At 59.7% G+C, this 24,004-nt stretch carries 19 protein-coding genes; 13 read left to right on the top strand and 6 right to left on the bottom strand.

The features are described from left to right. Positions 1-21: 21 nt before the first annotated feature. From prfA to kdsA, 4 genes are all read left to right on the top strand, one after another. Positions 22-1,104, top strand: a complete 1,083-nt coding sequence (gene prfA / locus FHC48_RS18470; protein ID WP_021240360.1) for a peptide chain release factor 1 — start codon at positions 22-24, stop codon at positions 1,102-1,104. Further along, positions 1,104-1,934 (top strand): peptide chain release factor N(5)-glutamine methyltransferase, encoded by an 831-nt coding sequence (gene prmC, locus FHC48_RS18465; protein WP_059363553.1) that lies wholly within the window; start codon positions 1,104-1,106, stop codon positions 1,932-1,934. Before prfA ends, prmC begins: the two co-directional genes overlap by 1 nt. Positions 1,935-2,055: 121 nt before the next feature. Then, on the top strand, positions 2,056-2,865 hold the full coding sequence (sirB1, locus tag FHC48_RS18460) for an invasion regulator SirB1 (RefSeq protein ID WP_008499515.1): 810 nt from the start codon (positions 2,056-2,058) through the stop codon (positions 2,863-2,865). Between the two features lie 36 nt (positions 2,866-2,901). Then, a complete protein-coding gene (kdsA, locus tag FHC48_RS18455; RefSeq protein WP_220420562.1) occupies positions 2,902-3,756 on the top strand; it encodes a 3-deoxy-8-phosphooctulonate synthase in 855 nt (284 codons plus the stop codon). A gap of 113 nt (positions 3,757-3,869) precedes the next feature. Here the strand turns inward: kdsA and chaA are convergent, their stop codons facing one another. After that, on the bottom strand, positions 3,870-4,970 hold the full coding sequence (gene chaA, locus FHC48_RS18450; protein WP_008499517.1) for a sodium-potassium/proton antiporter ChaA: 1,101 nt from the start codon (positions 4,968-4,970) through the stop codon (positions 3,870-3,872). A 270-nt stretch (positions 4,971-5,240) separates the two neighbouring features. Between chaA and chaB the strand changes: the two genes are divergently transcribed. Then, positions 5,241-5,471: a putative cation transport regulator ChaB gene (chaB, locus tag FHC48_RS18445; RefSeq protein ID WP_008499518.1), complete on the top strand. Its 231-nt coding sequence runs from the start codon at positions 5,241-5,243 to the stop codon at positions 5,469-5,471. Positions 5,472-5,648: 177 nt separating this feature from the next. After that, on the top strand, positions 5,649-6,344 hold the full coding sequence (locus FHC48_RS18440; protein WP_023292215.1) for a gamma-glutamylcyclotransferase: 696 nt from the start codon (positions 5,649-5,651) through the stop codon (positions 6,342-6,344). A gap of 29 nt (positions 6,345-6,373) precedes the next feature. Here the strand turns inward: FHC48_RS18440 and FHC48_RS18435 are convergent, their stop codons facing one another. The 3 genes from FHC48_RS18435 to FHC48_RS18425 form a co-directional block, all read right to left on the bottom strand. Further along, the gene (locus FHC48_RS18435) at positions 6,374-6,613 is read right to left on the bottom strand and encodes a DUF1883 domain-containing protein (protein ID WP_008499520.1); all 240 of its coding nucleotides are present in this window, start codon (positions 6,611-6,613) and stop codon (positions 6,374-6,376) included. 211 nt (positions 6,614-6,824) lie between these two features. Then, on the bottom strand, positions 6,825-8,609 hold the full coding sequence (locus FHC48_RS18430; protein ID WP_059363549.1) for a methyl-accepting chemotaxis protein: 1,785 nt from the start codon (positions 8,607-8,609) through the stop codon (positions 6,825-6,827). 106 nt (positions 8,610-8,715) lie between these two features. Next, positions 8,716-9,069 carry a DsrE/DsrF/TusD sulfur relay family protein gene (locus FHC48_RS18425; RefSeq protein WP_008499522.1) on the bottom strand — a complete coding sequence of 118 codons (354 nt, stop codon included), beginning with the start codon at positions 9,067-9,069 and terminating at the stop codon, positions 8,716-8,718. A 72-nt stretch (positions 9,070-9,141) separates the two neighbouring features. Here FHC48_RS18425 and nasR point away from each other — a divergent pair, with 72 nt between their 5' ends. The 7 genes from nasR to FHC48_RS18390 all read left to right on the top strand — a co-directional run bounded on the left by nasR (position 9,142) and on the right by FHC48_RS18390 (position 21,457). Beyond that, positions 9,142-10,326, top strand: coding sequence for a nitrate regulatory protein NasR (gene nasR / locus FHC48_RS18420; protein WP_059363547.1), 1,185 nt, complete (start codon positions 9,142-9,144; stop codon positions 10,324-10,326). 228 nt (positions 10,327-10,554) lie between these two features. Beyond that, the gene (locus tag FHC48_RS18415; RefSeq protein WP_031274932.1) at positions 10,555-11,802 is read left to right on the top strand and encodes a CmpA/NrtA family ABC transporter substrate-binding protein; all 1,248 of its coding nucleotides are present in this window, start codon (positions 10,555-10,557) and stop codon (positions 11,800-11,802) included. Between the two features lie 2 nt (positions 11,803-11,804). Next, a complete protein-coding gene (gene ntrB / locus FHC48_RS18410; RefSeq protein WP_008499525.1) occupies positions 11,805-12,683 on the top strand; it encodes a nitrate ABC transporter permease in 879 nt (292 codons plus the stop codon). Between the two features lie 9 nt (positions 12,684-12,692). Then, complete coding sequence (locus tag FHC48_RS18405; RefSeq protein WP_220420561.1) at positions 12,693-13,481, top strand: ABC transporter ATP-binding protein; 789 nt, start codon at positions 12,693-12,695, stop codon at positions 13,479-13,481. A gap of 13 nt (positions 13,482-13,494) precedes the next feature. Further along, entirely contained in the window at positions 13,495-17,481 is a 3,987-nt protein-coding gene (nirB, locus tag FHC48_RS18400; protein ID WP_072253856.1) for a nitrite reductase large subunit NirB, read from the top strand. Next, a complete protein-coding gene (locus tag FHC48_RS18395; protein WP_220420560.1) occupies positions 17,478-20,003 on the top strand; it encodes a nitrate reductase in 2,526 nt (841 codons plus the stop codon). The genes nirB and FHC48_RS18395 overlap by 4 nt, the downstream gene beginning before the upstream one ends. 47 nt (positions 20,004-20,050) lie before the next feature. After that, on the top strand, positions 20,051-21,457 hold the full coding sequence (locus tag FHC48_RS18390; RefSeq protein ID WP_023292222.1) for a YchO/YchP family invasin: 1,407 nt from the start codon (positions 20,051-20,053) through the stop codon (positions 21,455-21,457). A 3-nt stretch (positions 21,458-21,460) separates the two neighbouring features. Here FHC48_RS18390 and narL read toward each other — a convergent pair whose 3' ends face one another. Continuing rightward, positions 21,461-22,111 (bottom strand): two-component system response regulator NarL, encoded by a 651-nt coding sequence (gene narL / locus FHC48_RS18385; RefSeq protein WP_008499531.1) that lies wholly within the window; start codon positions 22,109-22,111, stop codon positions 21,461-21,463. Next, positions 22,104-23,900, bottom strand: coding sequence for a nitrate/nitrite two-component system sensor histidine kinase NarX (gene narX / locus FHC48_RS18380; RefSeq protein ID WP_032652256.1), 1,797 nt, complete (start codon positions 23,898-23,900; stop codon positions 22,104-22,106). The genes narL and narX overlap by 8 nt, the downstream gene beginning before the upstream one ends. Positions 23,901-24,004: the final 104 nt, after the last annotated feature.

Genomic DNA, 24,004 nt, shown 5'->3' with positions numbered 1-24,004 from the left:
AGACAAGGTGCACTTACGCCTATGAAGCCTTCTATCGTCGCTAAACTGGAAGCTCTGCACGAGCGCCATGAAGAAGTCCAGGCGCTGCTCGGCGATGCCGGGACCATTGCGGACCAGGAACGTTTTCGCGCACTTTCACGTGAATACGCGCAGTTAAGTGATGTTTCTAAATGCTTTACCGACTGGCGACAGGTTCAGGAAGATATCGAAACCGCGCAGATGATGCTCGACGATCCTGAAATGCGCGAGATGGCGCAGGAAGAGTTGCAGGATGCGAAAGCGCGTTCTGAGGAGATGGAGCAGCAGCTTCAGGTGCTGTTGCTGCCAAAAGATCCGGACGACGAACGCAACGCGTTCGTGGAAGTCCGCGCCGGGACCGGCGGGGACGAAGCGGCGCTGTTTGCCGGGGATCTGTTCCGCATGTACAGCCGCTACGCCGAATCGCGTCGCTGGCGCGTGGAGATCATGAGCGCCAACGAAGGTGAACATGGTGGCTACAAAGAGGTTATCGCCAAGATCAGCGGCGACGGCGTGTATGGTCGTCTCAAGTTTGAATCCGGCGGTCACCGCGTGCAGCGCGTACCGGCCACCGAATCTCAGGGCCGAATCCACACCTCCGCCTGTACGGTGGCGGTGATGCCGGAGCTGCCGGAAGCGGAGCTGCCGGACATCAATCCTGCTGACCTGCGTATTGATACCTTCCGCTCCTCCGGGGCGGGTGGTCAGCACGTTAACACCACCGACTCCGCTATCCGTATTACCCACCTGCCGACCGGCATCGTGGTGGAGTGTCAGGACGAGCGTTCCCAGCACAAAAACAAAGCCAAAGCGCTCTCCGTGCTGGGCGCACGTATCCACGCGGCCGAAATGGCGAAACGCCAGCAGGCGGAAGCGTCTACGCGTCGTAACCTGCTGGGCAGCGGCGATCGCAGCGACCGTAACCGCACCTACAATTTCCCGCAGGGGCGCGTGACTGACCACCGCATCAACCTGACGCTGTACCGTCTGGACGAAGTAATGGAAGGCAAGCTGGATATGCTGATTGAGCCTATCGTGCAGGAATACCAGGCCGACCAGCTGGCGGCACTGTCCGAGCAGGAATAATGGATTTTCAGCGCTGGTTACGTGAGGCTGCCGGTGAGCTTTCAGAAAGCGAAAGCCCGAAACGCGATGCCGAAATTTTGCTTGAGCATGTGACGGGTAAAGCCCGCACGTACCTGCTGGCCTTCGGCGAAACCGAACTGACTGCTGAACAGGAAGCCCGGCTCGCCGCGCTGCTTGCCCGACGTAAAACCGGCGAGCCGGTGGCGCACCTGGTCGGCGAGCGCGAGTTCTGGTCGTTACCGCTTTACGTCTCGGCGGCGACGCTGATCCCGCGCCCCGACACCGAGTGTCTGGTTGAACAGGCGCTGGCGCGCTTACCCGCATCGTCCTGCCGCATTCTCGATCTCGGAACGGGGACCGGGGCCATCGCCCTGGCGCTCGCTACCGAACGGCCCGACTGCGCGATCACGGCGGTAGATGTGATGCCCGACGCGGTGGCGCTGGCGCAGCGTAACGTGGAACGTCTTGGCCTGACCAACGTGACGGTGCTGCAAAGCAGCTGGTTCAGCGCGCTGGAGAAGCAGACGTTCGGAGTGATTGTCAGTAACCCACCCTATATTGACGAGCGTGACCCGCACCTTGCGCAGGGGGATGTGCGCTTCGAACCGCTGACGGCGCTGGTCGCCGCCAGGGAGGGTTTAGCCGACCTTGATCACATTGTGACAACGTCACGACAACATTTGCTTTCCGGCGGCTGGCTGCTGGTGGAGCATGGCTGGACGCAGGGGGAAGCCGTGCGGGCGCTCTTTACCCAGGCGGGCTACGCCGATGTCAAAACCTGCCGCGACTACGGCGGCAACGAACGCCTGACGCTGGGGCAGTGGTTATGAGCGCAGGTACTGATAAAGGCGTAAGGCTGACTGAAAGGCGGTTTGGCGTTATCATCTACATCGTTTTGAGTTTTATCTCGCCCGGGCGTCGCTGTACGCTCGGTCGTTACTGGGGTAAGTCATGAAGTCCTTAGCCGATTTCGAATTTAATAAAGTGCCGCTTTGCGATGGCATGATCCTGATTTCTGAGATGATCCGCGACGATTTTACGTCGCAGTACGTCTACGATGAGCTGGAGAATCTGGTCAGCCTGGCGCGTGAAGAGATCAATCAGGCGCGCCCGCAGGACTGGCAATTAGAGAAGCTGCTCGAGCTTTTCTACGGCGAATGGGGTTTCTGCGACACGCGGGGCGTGTATCGCCTGTCTGACGCATTATGGCTGGACCAGGTCTTAAAAAATCGTCAGGGGAGCGCCGTTGCGCTGGGTTCTATTTTGCTTTGGGTTGCGCATCGCCTGGATATTCCACTGGTGCCGGTCATTTTTCCGACGCAGATGATCCTGCGTGCGGAGTGGCTGGACGGTGAGATGTGGCTCATTAATCCCTTCAACGGCGATACGCTGGATGAACATACGCTGGACGTGTGGCTGAAAGGCAATATCAGCCCGGTGGCTGAGCTCTTCAACGAAGATCTCGACGAGGCGGATAACGCGGAAGTGATCCGCAAGCTGCTGGATACGCTGAAGTCTGCGTTAATGGAAGAGCGTCAGATGGAGCTGGCCCTGCGCGCCAGCGAAGTGCTGCTGCAGTTTAATCCGGAAGACCCGTACGAAATTCGCGACCGTGGGTTGATCTATGCCCAGCTCGATTGTGAGCACGTGGCGCTGAACGATCTGAGCTATTTCGTCGAGCAGTGTCCGGAAGATCCTATTAGCGAAATGATTCGTGCGCAGATCAACGCGATCTCGCACAAGCAAATTACACTGCATTAATCTTAATTCCGATTCACACCTGAATAAGGCGATCCTATGAAACAAAAAGTGGTTAGCATTGGTGATATCAAGGTAGCAAACGACCTGCCGTTCGTGCTGTTTGGCGGCATGAACGTGCTGGAATCCCGCGACCTCGCCATGCGTATCTGCGAGCACTACGTGACCGTGACCCAGAAGCTGGGCATCCCGTACGTGTTTAAAGCCTCTTTTGACAAAGCCAACCGCTCCTCCATCAACTCTTACCGTGGCCCGGGCCTGGAAGAAGGGATGAAGATTTTCCAGGAGCTGAAGCAGACCTTTGGCGTGAAAGTGATCACCGACGTGCATGAAGCCGCTCAGGCGCAGCCGGTGGCAGACGTGGTTGACGTGATTCAGCTCCCGGCGTTCCTGGCTCGCCAGACCGACCTGGTTGCCGCGATGGCGAAAACCGGTGCCGTGATCAACGTGAAAAAACCGCAGTTCGTGAGCCCGGGCCAGATGGGCAACATCGTCGATAAGTTTATCGAAGGTGGTAACGATCAGGTGATCCTGTGCGACCGCGGCGCTAACTTCGGTTACGACAACCTGGTGGTGGATATGCTGGGCTTCAGCGTGATGAAAAACGTCTCTAATCAGTCTCCGGTGATTTTCGACGTGACCCACGCGCTGCAGTGCCGCGACCCGTTTGGCGCTGCGTCCGGCGGCCGTCGTGCTCAGGTGACCGAACTGGCGCGCGCCGGTATAGCAACCGGCCTGGCTGGCCTGTTCATTGAAGCGCACCCGGATCCGGATAACGCAAAATGCGACGGCCCATCCGCGCTGCCGCTGGATAAGCTCGAGCCGTTCCTGAAACAGATCAAAGCAATTGACGATCTGGTCAAGAGCTTCGATGAGCTGGATACCAGCAAATAACAAAAAACCCGCTTCGGCGGGTTTTTTTATGGGGCATATTGCCGGTTGGCGCTTTGCTTACCCGGCCTACAAAACCCGTAGGTCCTGCAAGCGAAGCGCCGCTGGGCAAAAGGCTACGCAAAAATTGTCATCAAGTAAGCCACAAACAGCGCCATATGCGCCGCCCCGTTCAGCACGTTGGTGCGTCCGGTTGAGAACGAAATCTGGCACAGCAGCAACGAGGCTACCATCACAATCATCTCTGGCGCGCCCAGCGCGAACTGCAGTTCGTTACCGGTCATAAAGGCAATCAGCGTCACCACCGGCACGGTGAGTGAAATGGTCGCCAGCACGGAGCCGAAGAACAGGTTCATGGCGCGCTGCACCTGATTGTTTAAGACGGCTTTCAGCGCCCCCAGCCCTTCCGGGGACAGGATCAGCAGCGCCACCAGGAAACCGGTAAACGCGACCGGCGCGTTCAGTTCGGTTAACAGCGTTTCCAGCGGATTGGCGTTCATCTTGGTGACGGCAATCACCGCAATCAGATGCACGATCAGCCAAACCGTATGCCACGCGCTGCTGTGGGCCGACGGCTTACCGTGATGCGGGTCATCGTCGTCGCTGTCGTCTTCATGCTCATACACAAACAGGCTCTGGTGCGTTTTGGTCTGAATCAACAGAAACACGCCGTACATGGCTGCGGAAATTAGCGCAACCAGCAGCGCCTGACCGGTGGAGAAGTTGGCACCCGGCAGCGCCATCGGGAAGACCAGCACGATAATCGCCAGCGGGAAGAGGGCAATCAGATACTGTTTAATGCCGAACAGGTTCATATACTGGGTCGCGAATTTACGCCCGCCCAGCAGCAGAGAGAAGCCCACCAGGCCGCCCGTCACAATCATAATGATCGAGTAGAGCGTGTCGCGCATCAGCGTCGGCGCGGCATCGCCGGTCGCCATAAGCGCGGAAATCAGGCTGACTTCGAGAATAACAACGGAAAGGCTGAGAATTAACGATCCGTAGGGTTCGCCCAGACGGTGGGCCAGTACGTCCGCATGGCGAACGACGCTAAAGGCGCTGGTTAAGATACCGACCAGGGCAAGAATATTGATACCAACCACCACTGGCAGTGACTGACTGCTTCCCCAGAAGAGCAGCACAGCCAGTGCCAGAACCGGGAAAATGAGAGACGTCTCCTTGTGGCGGGTCTTTACCGCCTCGTGTGTTGCTGTCATGTGCTTCTCCATCAATGCAGGTGCTTGTAATTATAGATAGATTTTTGAGGTCATTAAATTAACAGATCTCTGTTAAATGCCCTTTATTTTTTACTTAATTTTACCTTTTTTAATAATTATCACGCCTGATTCCTGTAATTCACCATGTTCTCCTAATATTTGTTAAATAACAATAAGTTAATGTTTTCGATCATTCATAAATGAAGTGTGGGTGGCACGCTGCCATATCGTCGTCCACACTTATCTCTTTAACCAAAAGAGAGGTGAGTGATGCCTTATAAAACGAAACGCGAATTACCCGATAATGTGCAAAACGTGCTGCCCGCTCACGCGCAGGATATCTACAAAGAGGCGTTTAACAGTGCATGGGATCAGTACAAAGATAAGGACGATCGCCGGGATGATGCCAGCCGTGAAGAGACGGCACACAAAGTCGCCTGGGCCGCTGTAAAACATGAATATGAAAAAGGAGACGACGATAAATGGCATAAAAAGAAATAGCCCTGAAATAATTCGCTGCCTTCATTTTGACTTTTCAGGCGGTTGAACTGCCGTTGTATTGCAACTGGTCCGCTAATTGCTTATCGTTACTCAACTGCTGGCAAAATGACCAGCACCTAAGGCCGGGAAGGCGAATTACAGATGTCGCAAGGAAGCATGCAGTGGCGGAGGTGGAAAGTGTTAACGCGTGATTTCTTAATGAAGGCAGATTGTAAGACGGCATTTGGTGCTATTGAGGAATCGCTTCTCTGGTCAGCTGAACAACGTGCGGCGTCGCTCGCTGCCACGCTTGCCTGCCGCCCGGATGATGGCCCGGTATGGATTTTTGGCTACGGCTCCCTGATGTGGAACCCGGCGCTCGAATTTGTCGAATCGGCAACGGGCACGTTGCCCGGCTGGCATCGCGCATTTTGCCTGCGCCTGACGGCCGGACGCGGCAGCGCGTGCCAGCCCGGGCGTATGCTTGCACTGAAAGAGGGCGGACGCACCACGGGCGTGGCGTATCGCCTCCCGGATGCCACCCTGGAAGAGGAGCTTACGCTGCTCTGGAAGCGTGAGATGATCACCGGCTGCTACATGCCGAGCTGGTGCAAGCTGGATCTTGACGACGGACGCACCGTCAATGCGCTGGTGTTTATTATGGACCCGCGCCATCCGCTGTATGAAGCGGACACCCGCACGCAGGTGATTGCCCCGTTAATTGCCGCCGCCAGCGGGCCGCTGGGTACCAACGCGCAGTATCTTTTCTCTCTCGATCAGGAGCTTACCCGCCTCGGCATGAAGGACGATTGTCTGAATGAGCTGGTGGTGAAGGTGAAGGCGCTGCTGGAAGGAAACCCGCTCAACGGCACGCTGCGACCGGGTTTTGCCTGATAATACGCCCGGCTGGCCGGGCGCGTAATTTAAGCTGCTACGTAACTGACAGAATGCTCCAGCGACTGGCTGTGGCTGTCGATCAGCACATCCCAGGTGCCGGTATACGGCACGGTAAGCCAGGCGTTATCATCCTGCACGGTGAGAATATCCGCCTGGGATTGTTTTTGTGCTTTCGCACTCATCAGATGAATACGGCAGCGCTCTGAGCAACGCACCACTACCGTATCCCCGCCAAACAGTTTCAAACTTGTTTTTACCAGTGCCATTTTTTACCCCGTAGTCTTAAACAACGCTCTCCCTGCAGCCATATCCGAGCGTGATGTTGTTCACAATTCACTCATGGCATAACACCAAAGGGGAGGGGGAGGGATGCTGATTTTGATCAAAAAATGGCATAACGATTAAACAAAAATGACAAAATTCCTCAAAGTTTCCGCTGACGCGCGTTTTACCCGCTAAACGCGCGCCAGTAGAAAATTAAATGCGGAAATGGCCGGCGGTTTCAGCAAGGTCGCCCGCCTGGCTCTGCAGGGCGCCCGCGGCAGCGGCGGATTGCACGACCAGCTCGGCGTTCTGCTGGACCATGCGGTCGAGGTGGGTCACCGCGTGGTTAATCTCGTGAATACCCTTCATCTGCTCGCTGGTGGCGATGGAGATTTCGCGCATGATGCCGGAGACGCTGCCGATGCTGGAGCGGATCTCGTCCATGCTTTCCCCGGCCAGATGCACGTAGCGGGAGCCGGTGGCCACGCTGTCGGTGGTGGAATCGATCAGCGATTTGATCTCTTTCGCCGCCTGGGCGCTGCGGCTTGCCAGGTTACGCACTTCGCCCGCCACCACGGCAAACCCGCGCCCCTGCTCCCCGGCACGGGCCGCCTCGACGGAGGCGTTCAGCGCCAGAATGTTGGTCTGGAACGCGATGCCGTCAATCACGCTGGTGATGTCGCCAATTTTAGCCGACGCGACTTCGATGGACTGCATGGTGCTGATCGCCTGGGATACCACTTCGCCGCCGCGCGCCGCGGCCGCAGAGGCCTTGCTCGCCTGGTCATTCGCTTCCGCCGCCGACTCGTTCGACTGGGTCACGGAGGCGGTGATCTGCTCTACGGCGCTGGCCGTCTCGCGCAGGCTGGACGCCGCCTGCTCGGTACGTCCGGAGAGATCCTGGTTACCCGCCGCAATCTCCTGAGCGGCGTTTTTCACCGACTCGCTGGCATCACGGAGCTGCACCATCACCACCGACAGCTTATCGCTGAAGGCGTTAAAGGCCTGGGCGATCTGCGCCACCTCGTCCTCACCGCTGTCAGGCAGACGCTGCGACAGGTCGTTAGTCCCGTTGGCAATGTTGTGCATCGCGTCGCGAATGTCCGACAGGCGCTTCAGCAGACGGGCAATCAGGAGGTGAACAATGGTCGCGCTCAGCAGCGCCAGGATCACCAGCGAAATCGCCGAGGCTTTAAGCAGGGAACGCATGCCGGAAGTGGCATCACCGTTGTCGAGGGCGACGACCAGCAGCCAGTTTGTGCCCGGCACGGCGGTTGCCACGAAGGTTTTTTCGACGTCGTTCAGCGTACCGTCGACAAGGTTACCGCTTTTCAGCGCAGCAAAATCGATGCCTTTGATGGTCTCAGCAAACGGTTTAAGCGTCAGAGCTGGATCGTTAGCCGCAATCACGCTGCCGTCACTGTTCAGAAGCAAGCCGCTGCTGGACGGAGTTGGATGGATCCCGCGCACGTTCGCCACCACGCTGTCCATGGCCACATCGCCCGCCACCACCGCTTTCAGGGCGCCATTCTCTTTCACCGGCACGGCGAAAGTCACCACCAGTTTACCGGTACCTGCATCAACGTAAGGCGCGGTGACGACCGGGCCGTCCGTGCTGACCACCTGCTGATACCACGGGCGAATGGTCGGGTCATAATCCGCAGGTACGCCCGCGGGCTCAGAGAATTTCGCCGTTTTGCTGGCGTAGCCGACATAAACGTTGGTGAATCCACCCGCCTGCGCAAGCTGTTTAAACACCGGAACCGGGTCGTCACTCAGCGCAACGGTCTGGGCAGAGGCGATAACCGTCATCTTGCTTTTTACCCAGTCGGCAATCGCCATGTTATGGCTGGCGCTGGTGCTGGTCAGGATATCGCGCTGTGACTGCTGGTTATCCTGGCGTGTGACCTGGAAGTTAATAACGGTGTTGAGGAGAAGGGCGACGACCAGACAGCCTGCCGTCGCCGCGATGATGCGTGCACGAATCGATCTGAACATAAGTGAAATACCTGCTGTGTTGTTTCCATGCCTATCGGCAACCCCGCAGGTAAACTTGATGCTGAAACCGCGTCCATAAGAAAATAATATTTTTACGGGTTTATTATTAAAAAGTTAATACTTTATCAGCGGACAGCGTCCACTCGGCCAGTTCAACCAGCGTGCCAATTTCTACGCCATCAATCAGCGGCAGCCCGGTGATACCGCGCCCGTCGGTGCAGGTTTTGCACAGCTTCACCGGCACGTTTTGTGCGGTCAGGATCTCCAGCATCTGCTGAATGTTATAACCCTCGGCCGGCTTTTGTCCCTTCAGCCCGGCGGTGACGGCGTCCGACATTAAAAAGAGGCGTAACGCCAGGTCGCTCTCTTTTTCACGTAGCGCGATCGCCAGGCGCAGGCTGTTGAAAAGGGATTCGCTGCCGTAGGCCGCACCGTTGGCGACGATCACAATCTTCTGCATGTTGACTCCTGTTCTTATAAAGGCACGAATATTGCTTAATTCCCCGGAGTTTCGCTGTCCGGGAGAGTAAGCATGACATTAATGGCAGGCATTTCGCCAGGCGCTGCCGAATGGCTCACGCGCGCAAAAATGATGCGCCAGGAGCAGTTCAGCAAGCTGGCACAGCTGGGCGTGCTTGTGCACGGCATTAGCCAACTGGTGCACATGTTACAGTGCGAGCGCGGGGCGTCCAACGTCTGGCTCTGCTCACAGGGCAAGCTGTACGCTCCCGAATGCAAAGCCAGCCGGGCGCTGGTGGATGAAAACCTCGCAGCCCTTTACGCCATTCTTGAAACACAGTCGCCGATTCCGGGAAGTGCCGTCTGTGAACGCATCGGCGGCGCGCTCCTGAGCCTGGATACGCTTCCCGCGCTGCGTGACGGTGTGATTCAGCAGACGGTAACGGCACCCCAGGCGATGGAACACTACTCCCGCATGCTTCGCCATCTGCTCAGTATCGTGCCGCAGCTTAATGACAGCATTGACGATCCGCAAATCGCAGGACGTTTTGTCGCGCTTTATAGCCTGATGCAGGGCAAAGAGCTGGCGGGACAGGAGCGTGCGCTGGGGGCGATTGGCTTCACGCAGGGTTTTTTCGATGATGTGACTCGTCAGAGGCTGGTTGACCGCATTGACGGGCAGCAGGCCTGCTTTGAGATCTTTCTCTCACACAGCTCAGCTGACGTTCAGACCACCTTTTCAATGCACTGTCAGCCCGATCGTGAAACGGAGCAGCTCCGGCGCGTGGCCTGTACCCGCCAGCCCGCCGCCGATAACGGCCTTACGGCGCTGGCCTGGTTTGCTCTGCAAACCGCGCGCCTTGAGCATCTGCGCACGCTGGAGGAGACGATCATCGCCGATCTGATGGTCGCGGTGGACGAATGCATTCACCGTGACGATGAGTACGCGCTCCCCGGCGATGAACAGGATGACCCGCCGATCCGCTATCCGGAAAAACCGTTGCTTACCCTGGTTCGCCAGCAGGCGCGCGAGATAGAGCAGCTCTCACGTCAGCTTGCGTCGCTGCGCGATACGCTTGAAGAGCGCAAAATCATTGATAAAGCGAAGAGCGTGCTGATGACCCACCAGAATATGAGTGAGGAACAGGCCTGGACGGCGCTGCGCAAAATGGCGATGGACAAGAACCAAAGGATGGTGGATATCGCCCGCGCGCTGCTCATGGTGAAGAATGTATGGCAGGTAACACCAAAGGAGTAGCTGCACGGTCAGCGGGCATTTTATGCCTGTTTGCGGTGCGTAAAGGCGAGGGAATAACGGTAAGCGCCGCAAGAAACGGTGTGTTAAAACCTGGCATTCACTTTGCATTATCAGATTAACCATTTTTGACGATGCGCCAACGGCGGTGCATCCGTCTTCGGGATAAAGGCGTCCACTGGTGCTTCGGCACCGTGGGCGCTTTTTTTTGGTTTTTTTTCAGGAGTGGTCATGGCGGATTTGTCGAGACGGCGTTTTTTGCAGGCCAGCATGCTGGCGAGTGGTGCAATGCTGTTGCCGGGTGTCATGCAGGCCGCATGGGCGGCAGGCTCGGATAAACCGGAGCAGGAAACAGTACGCATCGGGTTTATCCCGCTGACCGACTGTGCCCCGGTGGTTATCGCTGCGCTGAAAGGGTTTGATAAAAAATACGGTATTACCATCGTGCCCACCAAAGAGGCGAGCTGGGCGGCGGTGCGCGACAAGCTGGTGGCGGGCGAACTCGATGCCGCGCACATTCTCTACGGCCTGCTGTACGGACTGGAGCTGGGCATCGCCGGCAAGCCACAGCAGATGGCTAACCTGATGACCCTCAACCAGAACGGCCAGGCGATTACGCTCTCCAGCGATCTGGCAGAGAAGGGCGTTCATGACCTTGACGGGCTGAAAAAGCGGATTGGGCAGCAGGCGCCTGGCACCTATACCTTCGCGCACACCTTCCCGACCGGGACGCACGCCATGTGGCTCTACTACTGGCTGGCCAGCGCGGGCATTCACCCCTTTGACGACGTGCGCACGGTGGTGGTGCCGCCGCCGCAGATGGTGATGAACATGCGCATTGGCAACATGGTCGGCTTTTGCGTCGGCGAGCCGTGGAACGCGCGTGCCATCAACGACCGCATCGGTTTTACCGCCGCCACGTCGCAGTCTGTCTGGGCCGACCATCCGGAAAAAATCCTCGGGACGCGTCGCGACTGGGTGGAGAGAAACCCGCACACCGCCCGGGCGCTGGTGAGCGCAGTGCTGGAGGCGGCGCGCTGGATTGAGGCCTCCCCGGAAAACAAACGCGAAACCGCGCAGATCCTCTCCCGCCGGGCGTGGCTCAACTGCAAAGAGCAGTATCTCACCGGACGCATGCTCGGCGAGTACGACAACGGCCTGGGCCAGCGCTGGCAGGACGCGCACCCGATCCGCTTCTTCAACGAGGGGGCCGTCAGCTACCCGTATCTCTCCGACGGCATGTGGTTCTTAACCCAGTTCCGCCGCTGGGGCTTGCTCAAAGCCGCCCCGGACTATGCGGGCATCGCACAACGCATTAACCAGACTGCGGTCTGGCAGGATGCCGCCACGGCGGTGGGGGGCATTACCACACCGACTTCACCACTACGCAGCAGCACATTGATGGACGGCACCGTCTGGAACGGTACCGACCCGGAAAGATACGCCAGCCGTTTCGCCATTCACCGTAAAGGGGCCTGATTATGCAGCATCTGCAAAAGACAAAATCACACGAGACGCCGGAGAGTGGAGAGGTGATTGTCCTGCCTCCGGTGCAGGTTCGCCGCCGTACGCCGACGTTTGCGCGTCGGATTAACGCGATCCTTCAGCGCATCATTCCGGCTTTTCTGGGGCTGGGACTGCTGGTGGTGCTCTGGCAGCTGGCGGCGATTAACAGCAAAGGTTTCCCGACGCCGCTCAGCACGCTCGATTCCGCTATTACCCTGTTTGCCGATCCGTTTTATCGCGACGGGCCAAACGACATGGGCATCGGCTGGAACGTGCTCGCCTCATTACAGCGCGTGGCGGTGGGCTTTGGCCTGGCCGCGTTCGCCGGGATCCCGCTCGGTTTCCTGATTGGCCGCTTCACCTTTTTTTCGCGCATGTTCGGCCCGCTGATCGCGCTGTTACGCCCGGTTAGCCCGCTGGCCTGGCTGCCCATCGGCCTGCTGCTGTTCCAGAAAGCGGAGCCCGCGTCGAGCTGGACCATTTTTATCTGCTCCATCTGGCCGATGGTGATCAACACCGCCGAAGGCGTGCGGCGTATTCCGCAGGACTACCTCAACGTGGCCCGGGTGCTGCAGCTTTCCGAGTGGACCATCATGCGCCGCATTCTCTTCCCGGCGGTGTTGCCCGCGGTGCTGACCGGGGTGCGCCTCTCCATCGGCATCGCCTGGCTGGTGATTGTCGCCGCCGAGATGCTGACCGGCGGTTTAGGGATCGGTTTCTGGATCTGGAACGAGTGGAACAACCTCAACGTCGAAAACATTCTCATCGCCATCGTCATCATTGGCGTGGTCGGGCTGCTGCTGGAGCAGGGGCTGATGCTGATCGCCCGTCGCTTTAGCTGGCAGGAAAAATAAGGAGCGAACATGAAACCATTAATCCAGGTCCAGGCCGTGAGCCAGCGTTTTTCCACCGCCAGCGGCGAATTTCTGGCGCTGCAGAACGTCTCTTTTGATATCCATGAGGGCGAAACCGTCAGCCTGATTGGGCACTCCGGCTGCGGTAAATCGACGCTGCTGAACCTTATCGCTGGGATCACGCTGCCGACGGAAGGCGGGCTGATTTGCGACAACCGCGAAATTGCCGGGCCGGGTCCGGAGCGCGCGGTGGTATTCCAGAACCATTCGCTGCTGCCGTGGCTCACCTGCTTCGACAACGTGGTCCTGGCAGTAGATCACGTGTTTCGCCACAGCATGAGCAAGGCGGAGCGCCGGGAGTGGATTGAGCACAACCTCGACCGCGTGCAGATGGGGCACGCCCTGCACAAGCGCCCGGGGGAGATCTCCGGCGGCATGAAGCAGCGCGTCGGGATTGCCCGCGCGCTGGCGATGAAGCCGAAAGTCCTGCTGATGGATGAACCCTTCGGCGCGCTGGATGCGCTGACGCGCGCCCATCTGCAGGACTCGGTGATGCAGATCCAGCAGGCGCTGAACACCACCATCGTGCTGATTACCCACGACGTGGACGAGGCGGTGCTGCTCTCCGATCGCGTGCTGATGATGACCAACGGCCCGGCGGCGACCGTCGGGGAGATCCTGCACGTTGACCTGCCGCGCCCGCGTAACCGGGTGCAGCTGGCCGACGACAGCCGCTATCACCACATGCGCCAGCAGATCCTGCATTTCCTCTACGAAAAGCAGCCGAAAGCGGCGTAGCGAGGGGGCTTTGATGCGACTGGTCATTATCGGAAATGGCATGGCGGCCACGCGGCTGATTGCCTCGCTCACCGGGCGTGCTGCCGATCGTTTCACTATTACCGTCATCGGTGACGAGCCGGAGCATGCCTATAACCGCATCCAGCTTTCGCCGGTGCTGGGCGGTGAAAAAACGGCGGCGGGCATCTGTCTTCAGAATGACGACTGGTACCAGGAACGGGGCGTGACGGTGCTGCGGGGCGAAAAGGCGCTCGCCGTGAATGTGGACACGCGGGAAGTGCAAACCACCGCCCGCACGCTGGGCTGGGATGCGCTGGTGTTTGCCACCGGATCAACGCCCTTTGTTCCGCCAATTCCCGGCTGCAATGCGACGCATGTCTTCACGTTCCGTACCCTGGAGGATATCCGGGCCATTCGGGCGATCGCCGGTCCGGCGGTAGTGCTGGGCGGCGGCGTGCTCGGGGTTGAGACGGCAGCAGCGCTGGCGCGCTCAGGGGACAACGTCACCCTTGTTCATCGCGGTCGGTGGCTGATGGAGCAGCAGCTGGATGAGAAGGCGGGCGTGCTGCTGGAAGAGGCGCTGGCGGCGCGGGGCGTGCGCTGTGAGCTCGCCTCAGGCATCGCGGCGATTGACGGGAATAGCGTGACGCTGCTGAACGGACGCAGCGTCGCCGCCGCGCGCGTGGTGCTGGCGACGGGCGTGCAGCCCAACGTCGTGCTGGCGCAGGCCAGCGGCATTCGCTGCGCGCGCGGCATCGTGGTGGATCACCAGATGCAAACCTCCGCGCCGGACGTCTACGCCATTGGCGAATGCTGTGAAATTGACGGCCAGACGTTTGGCCTGGTCGCCCCTTGTCTGGCGCAGGCGGATATCCTCGCCGTCCGGCTGGCCGGAGATGTCACCGCGCCGTTTGCCCTGACCGACAACGGCGTGCGCCTCAAGGTGACCGGCGTGGAGCTGTTCAGCCTCGGTCGCGCGGCAGAGCAGGAGGGCGATGTGGTCTGGAGCGCATGGGATCCGCTGACCCGTCACTATCGTCGTTTACTGATCCATCAGGGGGCGCTGGCTGGCGTGCTGCTGATGGGGGACTGCCGCAGCGCGGCAACATTTACCGATTTACTGGCAACGGCTGCGCCCGCGCACGCGGACTGGCTGTTCGATCGTTTCACTACGCAACCGCAGGTTGCAGGACAGAACGCTATGACAAAACCTACTCTGGTGGTGGTTGGGCACGGTATGGTCGGCCATCATTTCCTCGAAGACTGCGTTAACCACAATCTGCATCAGCAGTATCAGATCGTTGTCTTTGGCGAGGAGCGCTATGCCGCCTATGACCGCGTGCATCTGTCGGAATATTTTGGCGGCCGCAGCGCGGCGTCGCTTTCGCTGGTGGAGGGGGATTTCTTTGCCAACAACGGCATTGAGCTGCGCCTGTCGCAGCAGATTGTCGCTATCGATCGCGACGCGCGCGTGGTGCGTACCGCCAGCGGGCACGAAACCCACTGGGATAAACTGGTGCTGGCGACCGGCTCATACCCGTTCGTGCCGCCCGTGCCGGGCCACAATTTGCCGGGCTGTTTTGTCTACCGCACCCTTGACGATCTGGACAAGATTGCGGCGCACGCGGCGGGCTCACGCCGCGGTGTCGTGATTGGCGGCGGGCTGCTGGGGCTGGAGGCGGCGAATGCCCTGAAGCAGCTCGGGCTGGAAACTCACGTGGTGGAGTTTGCGCCCAATCTGATGGCGGTCCAGCTCGACAACGACGGCGCGGCGATGCTGCGCAAGAAAATCGAGGCGCTTGGCGTCGGTGTGCATACCAGTAAAGCAACGACGGAGATCGCCGCCGCGGGCGGCGGGCTGGTGCTGCGCTTTGCCGATGGCGAACAGCTTGAAACAGACATGGTGGTCTTTTCTGCCGGCATTCGTCCGCAGGACGCGCTGGCGCGCAGCAGCGGGCTGGCTATCGGCGAACGCGGTGGGATCGGCATTGACGACCGCTGTCAGACCTCCGATCCGGACGTGCTGGCCATTGGTGAATGCGCCCTGTGGGAAGGGAAAATCTTCGGGCTGGTTGCGCCCGGCTACCAGATGGCGAGGGTGGCCGCCGCCGCGCTGGCGGGAGAGGAGAAAACCTTCGCCGGCGCGGATATGAGCACCAAACTCAAGCTGCTGGGCGTGGACGTGGCCTCGTTCGGCGATGCTCACGGCCGCACGCCGGGGGCGCTGAGCTACCAGTGGACGCACGGCCCGCAGCAAATCTACAAGAAAATCGTGGTCAGCCACGACGGCAAAACGCTGCTCGGCGGCGTGCTGGTGGGTGATGCCAGCGAATACGCCACGCTGGTACAGATGATGCTCAACGGGATAGCCCTGCCAAAAGAGCCGGAAACGCTGATATTACCCGCGTCGTCAGGCAGTGCGCCAAAAGCGCTCGGCGTGGCGGCGCTGCCGGAAAGCGCACAAATCTGTTCGTGTCATAACGTCAGCAAAGACGATATCTGTCAGGCAGTAAGGGCGGGCGCAACGGATATCGGCGCGATTAAGCAGTGCACCAAAGCGGCGACCGGCTGCGGAGGATGTAGCGCACTGGTGAAGCAGGTGATGGAGTTCCAGCTGGCGGCACAGGGCGTGGAGGTGAAAAAGGACATCTGCGAACACTTCCCGTACTCGCGTCAGGAGATTTACCACCTCGTGCGCGTCAACCATATCCGCACCTTTGACCAGCTCATTAGCCGCTACGGTCAGGGACACGGGTGCGAAATTTGTAAGCCACTGGTGGGGTCAGTGCTCGCCTCCTGCTGGAACGAGTATCTGCTGAAACCGGCACACCTGCCGCTGCAGGACACCAACGACCGCTACTTCGCCAATATCCAGAAGGACGGTACCTACTCCATTGTGCCGCGCATGCCTGCGGGGGAAGTAACCGCCGACGGGCTGATCGCCATCGGCCAGATTGCGAAACGCTACAGCCTGTACAGCAAAATCACCGGCGGCCAGCGTATCGACCTGTTTGGCGCCACGCTCGAACAGCTGCCGGAGATCTGGCAGGCGCTGGTGGAAGCCGGATTTGAAACCGGGCACGCCTACGGCAAATCCCTGCGCACGGTGAAATCCTGCGTCGGGTCGACGTGGTGCCGCTACGGCGTGCAGGACTCCACCGGCCTCGCGGTCAGGCTCGAGCACCGTTACAAAGGCCTGCGCGCACCGCACAAAATCAAAATGGCGGTCTCAGGGTGTACCCGCGAATGCGCCGAGGCGCAGAGTAAAGACGTGGGGGTCATCGCCACGGACAAAGGCTGGAATCTCTACCTGTGCGGCAACGGCGGGATGAAGCCGCGCCATGCGGATCTCTTCGCCAGCGATCTTGATGATGACACGCTGATCCGCACCGTAGACCGTTTCCTGATGTTCTACATCCGCACGGCGGATCGCCTGCAGCGCACCAGCACCTGGATGGACAACCTGGAAGGCGGTCTCGACTACCTGCGGGAGGTCATCCTCAACGACAGCCTGGGCATCGCCCACGAGCTGGAGCAGGAGATGGCCCGGGTGGTGGAAACCTACCAGTGCGAATGGCAAACCACGCTTAACGATCCGAACCGTCTGGCGCTGTTCCGCACGGCGGTGAACGACACCGCAGCGGATCAAGGTAAACGATGGCAGGAAATCTGCGGCATCGACGATATCCCCGAGCAGGCGGGAATCGGCGCGCGGCTTGGGCGTAAGCCGATCGCGCTGTTCCGCTTTGGCAAAACCGTTTACGCCCTCGACGATCGGGAGCCTGGCAGCAGCGCGAACGTGCTTTCCCGCGGCATTCTTGGCGATGCGGCGGGGGAGCCGGTGGTGATCTCCCCGCTCTACAAGCAGCGTATCCGCCTGCGCGACGGCTGTCAGGTGGAGAACGGCGAACCCGCGGTGCGCGCCTGGCCGGTCAAAATTGAGAACGGCAAGGTGTGGGTCGGTAATGATGCCCTGGTAATGCGTGCGGAGGCCTCATGACGGAAACCCGGACAACGTGTCCCTACTGCGGGGTCGGCTGCGGCGTGGTCGCCCGCGTGGACGGTGAAACGGTCAGCGTTCGGGGGGATGAAACCCACCCTGCAAACTTTGGCCGCTTGTGCGTGAAAGGATCGGCCCTGGGGGAAACAATGGGGTTACAGGGGCGATTGCTGCGCCCCGTTGTTGACGGTGCTGAGGTGGCCTGGGCGCAGGCGCTGGGAGCGGCAGGCGAGCGCCTCCAGGACATTATCGACAAATGGGGGCCGCAGGCGGTGGCGTTTTACGCGTCCGGGCAATTGCTTACCGAGGATTATTACGCCGCCAATAAGCTGATGAAAGGGTTTATCGGCGCGGCGAACATTGATACCAACTCCCGGCTCTGCATGTCATCGGCGGTCGTTGGCTACAAGCGCGCCTTTGGTGAAGACGTCGTGCCGTGCAGCTACGAGGATGTGGAAAACAGCGATCTGGTGGTGCTGGTGGGCTCAAACGCGGCCTGGACGCATCCGGTGCTGTATCAGCGCCTGGTACAGGCAAAGCACAACAATCCGGAGATGAAAGTGGTGGTCATCGATCCGCGCAGAACCGCCTCCTGTGATATTGCTGACCTGCATCTGGCGCTCACTCCCGGCAGCGACGCCGGGCTGTTCGTCGGTCTGCTTAATGTCATTCAGGGAACGGACGCGTGGCCGATATCCCGCGTGGCGGCGTTTTGCGGCCTCTCGCCGCAGGATATTGGTACGTTTTACGACTGGTTTATGACGGTGCCCCGGGCCATCACGCTCTACACCATGGGAATCAACCAGTCCTCCAGCGGCAGCGACAAGTGCAGCGCCATCATTAACGTTCACATTGCCAGCGGGAAATTTAACCGTCCGGGCTGCGGCCCGTTTTCGCTGACCGGACAGCCAAACGCGATGGGCGGAAGAGAGGTGGGCGGGCTGGCAAACCAGCTGGCGGCGCACATGAACTTTGAGCCGGACGATCTCTCGCGGGTGGCGCGTTTCTGGGGAACGGAACGGCTGGCGCAGACGCCGGGCTTGATGGCGGTGGAGCTGTTTGACGCCATTGCCCTCGGCGAGGTGAAGGCAGTGTGGATCATGGGCACCAATCCTGCCGTCTCGCTGCCGGACAGCCACGCGGTGTGTCAGGCGCTGGGGCGCTGCCCGCTGGTCATTGTCTCTGAGGTGATGAATGATACCGACACCAGCCGGTTTGCCCATATTCGCTTTCCGGCGCTGGGCTGGGGAGAGAAGGACGGGACGGTGACCAATTCCGAGCGACGCATTTCGCGCCAGCGCGCGTTTCTGCCCGCGCCCGGTGAGGCAAAGCCGGACTGGTGGATCGTCGCGCAGGTGGCGAAACGGCTGGGGCACGGTGACGCCTTTGCCTGGCTGCATCCCCACGAGATTTTTTGCGAGCATGCGGCGCTGACGGCCTTTGAAAATGACGGCGCGCGGGCGTTAAACCTTCATGACCTGGCTACGTTAACCCGTGAGGAGTGGGAGCGGCTTGAGCCCTGGCAGTGGCCTGGGGGGGATTTCCCACGCCGCAACATTGTTCCCGTTAACCCTCTGTCGCACGGTGCGACGGTCAGCGCGTTGTACCCGCTGATTCTCAACTCGGGTCGTATCCGCGATCAGTGGCATACCATGACGCGAACAGGATATGTGGCCAGACTGATGCAGCATATCGCCGAACCCTTTGTTGAGGTTTGCCCCGCAGACGCCGTTCGGTTTTCCCTGTGCGACGGTCAGCTGGCGCGCATCAGTTCGCCGCGCGGCGTCATGGTAGCAAGAGTGCGCATCAGCGACGCCCAGCGTGAAGGGAACGCTTTTGCCCCGATGCACTGGAACGCTGCGTTTGCCCGCCAGGGAAAGGTGAATGCGCTGGTGGAAGGGCGCTGCGATCCGGTTTCGGGCCAGCCGGAGAGTAAACAAACCGCCGTCAGAATCCAGCCCTGGCAGCCCGTCTGGCAGGGAGAACTCTATGCCCGCGAAGGGCTGGAAATGCCGTCTTCGGTTTACTGGTGGCGTAAAGCTTCACGCCTGACGGTGGCGTGCGATAAACCGCTGCTGTCGTGGGTAATGGAACACGCCAGCGGCCGGGGCTGGCAGCTGCAGGTTGCGCAGACCGGTGAACGCAGCAGCGTGCTGGCCTGGCATGAAGGCCAGCTTATGCTGGGTTTCTGGGAAGGTACCGCGTTACCGGCGCTGGCGCATACGGTGATTGAAGCCGCTTTTCATTCACCCCCCGTGCTGCCCGCAGAACGCCACGCCCTGTTGAACGGGCAGAGCGTCGGGAAGGCGATGGATCCGGGACGCATTATCTGCAGCTGTTTCAGCGTCGGGGAAGAGGCGATACGGGAGGCGATTGCCGGAGGGTGTGATTCCGTCACCGCGCTGGGGGCGAAGCTGCGCTGTGGTACGAACTGTGGTTCCTGCGTGCCGGAGCTGAAAGGGCTGTTTCAGGATAATCCTGAAATGTCCGCCAGGACTGCATTTCAGGGCTTATCGCGTTAACATAATAAGAGTTTATTCATAAACACAGGTTCTTATTGACGACGTTGATGGCTGTATCGTCCCGCATTCGTTTGCTGTTTTTACTCCCCCTTCTTACGGCCGGAGCCGTTCACGGTGCGCCGAATTCCTTTATGCATCAGGCGCAGCACCCCTTTGATAATAATGGGGATAGTCTGCCCGATCTCGGCCTGGCGGCGCCAACGGGCGAAGGGGAGAAACACCTCGCCGAAATGGCGAAAGCCTTCGGTGAAGCCAGCATGACCGACAACGGGCTGACGACCGGCGAGCAGGCGCGTCAGTTTGCCTTTGGTCAGGTGCGCGACGCGGTAAGCGGGGAAGTGAACCAGCAGATTGAGTCCTGGCTGTCGCCCTGGGGAAACGCCAGCGTGAACGTGCTGGTGGATAACGACGGCAAATTTAACGGCAGCAGCGGGAGCTGGTTTATTCCGTGGAATGATACTAACCGTTACCTCAGCTGGAGCCAGCTTGGCCTGACGCAGCAGACGGATGGCCTGGTCAGTAACGCCGGAATCGGTCAGCGCTGGGTCGCCGGGAAATGGCTGCTGGGCTACAACACCTTTTACGATAATCTTCTGGATGAAAACCTGCAGCGTGCCGGGCTGGGCGCGGAAGCGTGGGGGGAAAATCTTCGCCTCTCAGCGAACTACTATCAGCCCTTTGCCGGATGGCGCGCGCGATCTGACGTTCAGGAGCAGCGCATGGCGCGCGGATATGACGTGACCGCTAAAGCCTGGCTGCCGTGGTTTCATCACCTGAACACCAGCGTCAGCGTTGAGCAGTACTTTGGCGATAACGTTGACCTGTTCAACAGTGGAACCGGGTACCACAACCCGGTTGCGGTCAATCTGGGGCTTAACTATACCCCCGTTCCGCTGGTCACGTTGACCGCCGGGCACAAGCAGGGCGAAAGCGGCGAGAGCCAGAATAACCTTGGACTGAAGCTCAACTACCGCTTTGGCGTTCCGCTGGCTAAGCAGCTTTCCGCCGATGAGGTTGCCGCGACGCGATCCCTGCGCGGCAGCCGCTACGATTCACCGGAGCGCACTAGCCTGCCGGTGATGGAGTTCCGCCAGCGTAAAACGCTGTCCGTCTGGCTGGCCACGCCGCCGTGGGATCTGAAAGGGGGCGAGACCGTTATGCTGAAGCTGCAGGTTCGCAGCACGCACGGCATCCGTCAGATCCACTGGCTGGGGGATACGCAGGCATTGAGCCTGACGTCGCCGGCCAAAAGTAACAGCGCAGACGGCTGGAGCGTGATTATACCTGCCTGGAATGAACAGGAAGGTGCGACAAACCGCTGGCACCTCTCGGCAGTGGTAGAAGATGAGAAAGGCCAGCGCGTCTCGTCCAATGAGATCACGCTTGCTGTGGTGCAGCCGCTGGTCGCATTGCCTGATGACGACCCGCGCTGGAAGCTGCTGCCGGAGGAGTAATCCTTAGAAAATGCGTTCCTGATGCACCCACACGGCGGCTTCAACGCGAGATTTTAACTTCATTTTCTTCAGCATATGCTTCACGTGCACTTTGACCGTGCTTTCGGTGATGTCCAGGCGGCGAGCGATCATTTTGTTCGGCAGGCCCTGGGCAATGAGCTTGAGAATGTCGCGCTCGCGCGGCGTGAGCTGGCTGACGTCACGGTCAGAGGTGGCGCGGTTGGCGCGCAGGCTGGCGGCCAGCACCGGCGTTAAGGCTTCGCTCAATACCATCTCGCCCGCCGCCGCCTGCTGCAGCGCCTTAAGCAGATCTTCCGGCTCCATGTCTTTCAGCAGATAGCCATCGGCCCCGCGCTTCAGCGCCGTGACCACATCCTCTTCATGGTTCGACACGCTAAAGACGACGATGCGTCCGGAAAGCGATTTTTCCCGCAGCTTGTCGAGGGTCTCCAGTCCGTTCATGCCCGGCATATTCAGATCGAGCAGGATCAGATCGGGATCGAGGGATTCGGCAAGCTCAATGCCCTGTTCGCCGTTGCTGGCTTCGCCCACCACGGTGATATCGGGCGCCATGCTGACCAGCTGTTTCACGCCAGTACGCAGCATCGGATGGTCGTCGATCAACAGGATGGATGCCGGTTCCTGATTAGTCATGGGTATCTCCTTGAGCAGTTGTAAGCGGTTTCTCGGGAATAAAGGTGACGACAACTTCCGTGCCGCCCGTCTCTCTCCGGCGAACCTGGCAATCACCGCGCAGGCTTTGGGCGCGGTCTCGCATAATGATTAAACCATAGTGGTTAGTGCGTTCGGCATTTTCCGGCACGCCGCGGCCGTTATCGTGAACCGTCAGTTTCACCTGATTGTCGTGCTGGCTGACGGTGACCGTGACCGCCGTTGCTTCAGCGTGTTTAAGCACGTTGCTCAGTGCTTCGCGGGCGATCTGCAGTAAATGTATGGCCTGATGGGAGGGGACAAAGCGCGGCGGCAGCTGGTAATCCAGCTTCACCGGGAACCCCAGCCGGGCGCTAAATTCGTGACAGCTGGATTCCAGCGCCGGACGCAGGCCCGGCTCGGTCAGCTGCAGACGGAAGGTGGTCAGCAGCTCGCGCAGCTGCACCCAGGAGGTGTTCAGCTCGTTGCGGATCTGGCTGAGCAGCTGCTTGTTGCTGTCGGGCATCTCCGCGTCCTGCATCTGCAGGCAGCTCACCTGCATTTTCATACAGGAAAGCGACTGGGCGATGGAGTCGTGCAGCTCGCGGGCGATGGTCGCGCGCTCTTCCATGACGATCAGCTGCTGCTGTTTTTCCTGATGCCTGTCGAGCGCCAGCGTGGCCGTCAGCTGTTCAACCAGCGTATCAACCAGCTGCTGCTGGTCGTGGCTCAGGTGGCGTCCGGTTGGCAGGGTGGCCAGCAGAATGCCGTACTGAGTGTGGCTGTCCGTCAGGCGCCACTTCAGGGTCGTGCCGCCGGAGGTCAGCGGCGGCAGGCCGCGAGGGCAAAGATGGCAGCCTTTGTCATCGCAGGACATATCGGACTGACAGGTAAATTCCTGGTGGTTCTCTTCGTCTTCCACATCGTAGACCCGCAGCTCCAGATCGCGCAGCAGGGTCAGCGTTTGCAGGCCATTCAGCACCGGTGAGAGACGTTCACATAGCGGCACCTGCATGTGCAAGCGACGGTTGGCCTGCCAGAGGAAAGAGAGGATCTCGTTTTTCTGCTCCAGCCCGGCCGTTTTTTCCTGTACGCGCTGCTCCAGCACCGCGTAGCTCTCGGAGAGCTCGGCCGACATGGTATTGAGTGCCTGGCCGAGCATGGCCATCTCGTTGCGCCCGCTAATGTGCGTGCGCTGGGTAAAATCGCGTGCGGTGACCGCGCGGGCCATCGCCAGCAGCTGTTTCCAGGGATTCAGCAGACGCGCGCGGAGCCAGACGATGGTGAAGATCAGCAGCAGCCCCATAAACAGCGCCATGGCCCGGTGCACCATCACCACCCGGTCGATGCGTAATTCGGTCGTCTGGTCGAACGCGGAGACCAGCGCGTCAATGCGGGAGACAAACCCCGCCACGTCCTGGGCAACGGCTTCTGTACTGCGCGCCTGTTTCAGGCCCGGCTGCAGCTGGGTGTGCCAGTACCCCTGAAGGGCGTTCAACTGGGATTGCTGACCGGCACGGATGGCGGCATTTTCCAGCTCGGGGCTGAACGCCGTGCGCTCCATTTCATCGATTAAAGGCCGATCGTCCTGCGTCAGCGGAACCGCCGCCAGCAGACGGTAACTCTGCATGCGTAGCGAGCCTGCCTCGTTGATGGCATGCGCATTACCCTGTACCCCTTGTACCAGCCAGCCGGAGATCGCCATGCCGGTCACGCCGATGGCGGTGGACAGCAAAACAATCAGGGCGAGCTGATTCACGAGCGTTAGCGGAGATAAGCATCTTTTTAACATAGAGTGGGCGTGCTCCTGACGTGGCCTGCTTGCAGGAATGGCGCTATTCTGGTGCATACCCTGGAGTATACCCATACCAATAAAGGATTACCCCTAAATTGCCA

The organism is Enterobacter sp. EC_50 (assembly GCF_019584525.1).
Lineage (GTDB): Bacteria > Pseudomonadota > Gammaproteobacteria > Enterobacterales > Enterobacteriaceae > Enterobacter > Enterobacter roggenkampii.
This window is presented reverse-complemented; position numbering and strand designations above follow the sequence as displayed.

Coding starts and splice junctions, on each gene's coding strand:
- nasR (WP_059363547.1), top strand. CDS start 9,142: ATGACATTAATGGCAGGCATTTCGCCAGGCGCTGCCGAATGGCTCACG.
- nirB (WP_072253856.1), top strand. CDS start 13,495: ATGCGACTGGTCATTATCGGAAATGGCATGGCGGCCACGCGGCTGATT.
- narX (WP_032652256.1), bottom strand. CDS start 23,900: ATGTTAAAAAGATGCTTATCTCCGCTAACGCTCGTGAATCAGCTCGCC.
- FHC48_RS18435 (WP_008499520.1), bottom strand. CDS start 6,613: ATGGCACTGGTAAAAACAAGTTTGAAACTGTTTGGCGGGGATACGGTA.
- FHC48_RS18395 (WP_220420560.1), top strand. CDS start 17,478: ATGACGGAAACCCGGACAACGTGTCCCTACTGCGGGGTCGGCTGCGGC.
- chaB (WP_008499518.1), top strand. CDS start 5,241: ATGCCTTATAAAACGAAACGCGAATTACCCGATAATGTGCAAAACGTG.
- sirB1 (WP_008499515.1), top strand. CDS start 2,056: ATGAAGTCCTTAGCCGATTTCGAATTTAATAAAGTGCCGCTTTGCGAT.
- prfA (WP_021240360.1), top strand. CDS start 22: ATGAAGCCTTCTATCGTCGCTAAACTGGAAGCTCTGCACGAGCGCCAT.
- FHC48_RS18430 (WP_059363549.1), bottom strand. CDS start 8,609: ATGTTCAGATCGATTCGTGCACGCATCATCGCGGCGACGGCAGGCTGT.
- FHC48_RS18390 (WP_023292222.1), top strand. CDS start 20,051: ATGGCTGTATCGTCCCGCATTCGTTTGCTGTTTTTACTCCCCCTTCTT.
- kdsA (WP_220420562.1), top strand. CDS start 2,902: ATGAAACAAAAAGTGGTTAGCATTGGTGATATCAAGGTAGCAAACGAC.
- FHC48_RS18405 (WP_220420561.1), top strand. CDS start 12,693: ATGAAACCATTAATCCAGGTCCAGGCCGTGAGCCAGCGTTTTTCCACC.
- FHC48_RS18425 (WP_008499522.1), bottom strand. CDS start 9,069: ATGCAGAAGATTGTGATCGTCGCCAACGGTGCGGCCTACGGCAGCGAA.
- prmC (WP_059363553.1), top strand. CDS start 1,104: ATGGATTTTCAGCGCTGGTTACGTGAGGCTGCCGGTGAGCTTTCAGAA.
- ntrB (WP_008499525.1), top strand. CDS start 11,805: ATGCAGCATCTGCAAAAGACAAAATCACACGAGACGCCGGAGAGTGGA.
- FHC48_RS18415 (WP_031274932.1), top strand. CDS start 10,555: ATGGCGGATTTGTCGAGACGGCGTTTTTTGCAGGCCAGCATGCTGGCG.
- chaA (WP_008499517.1), bottom strand. CDS start 4,970: ATGACAGCAACACACGAGGCGGTAAAGACCCGCCACAAGGAGACGTCT.
- narL (WP_008499531.1), bottom strand. CDS start 22,111: ATGACTAATCAGGAACCGGCATCCATCCTGTTGATCGACGACCATCCG.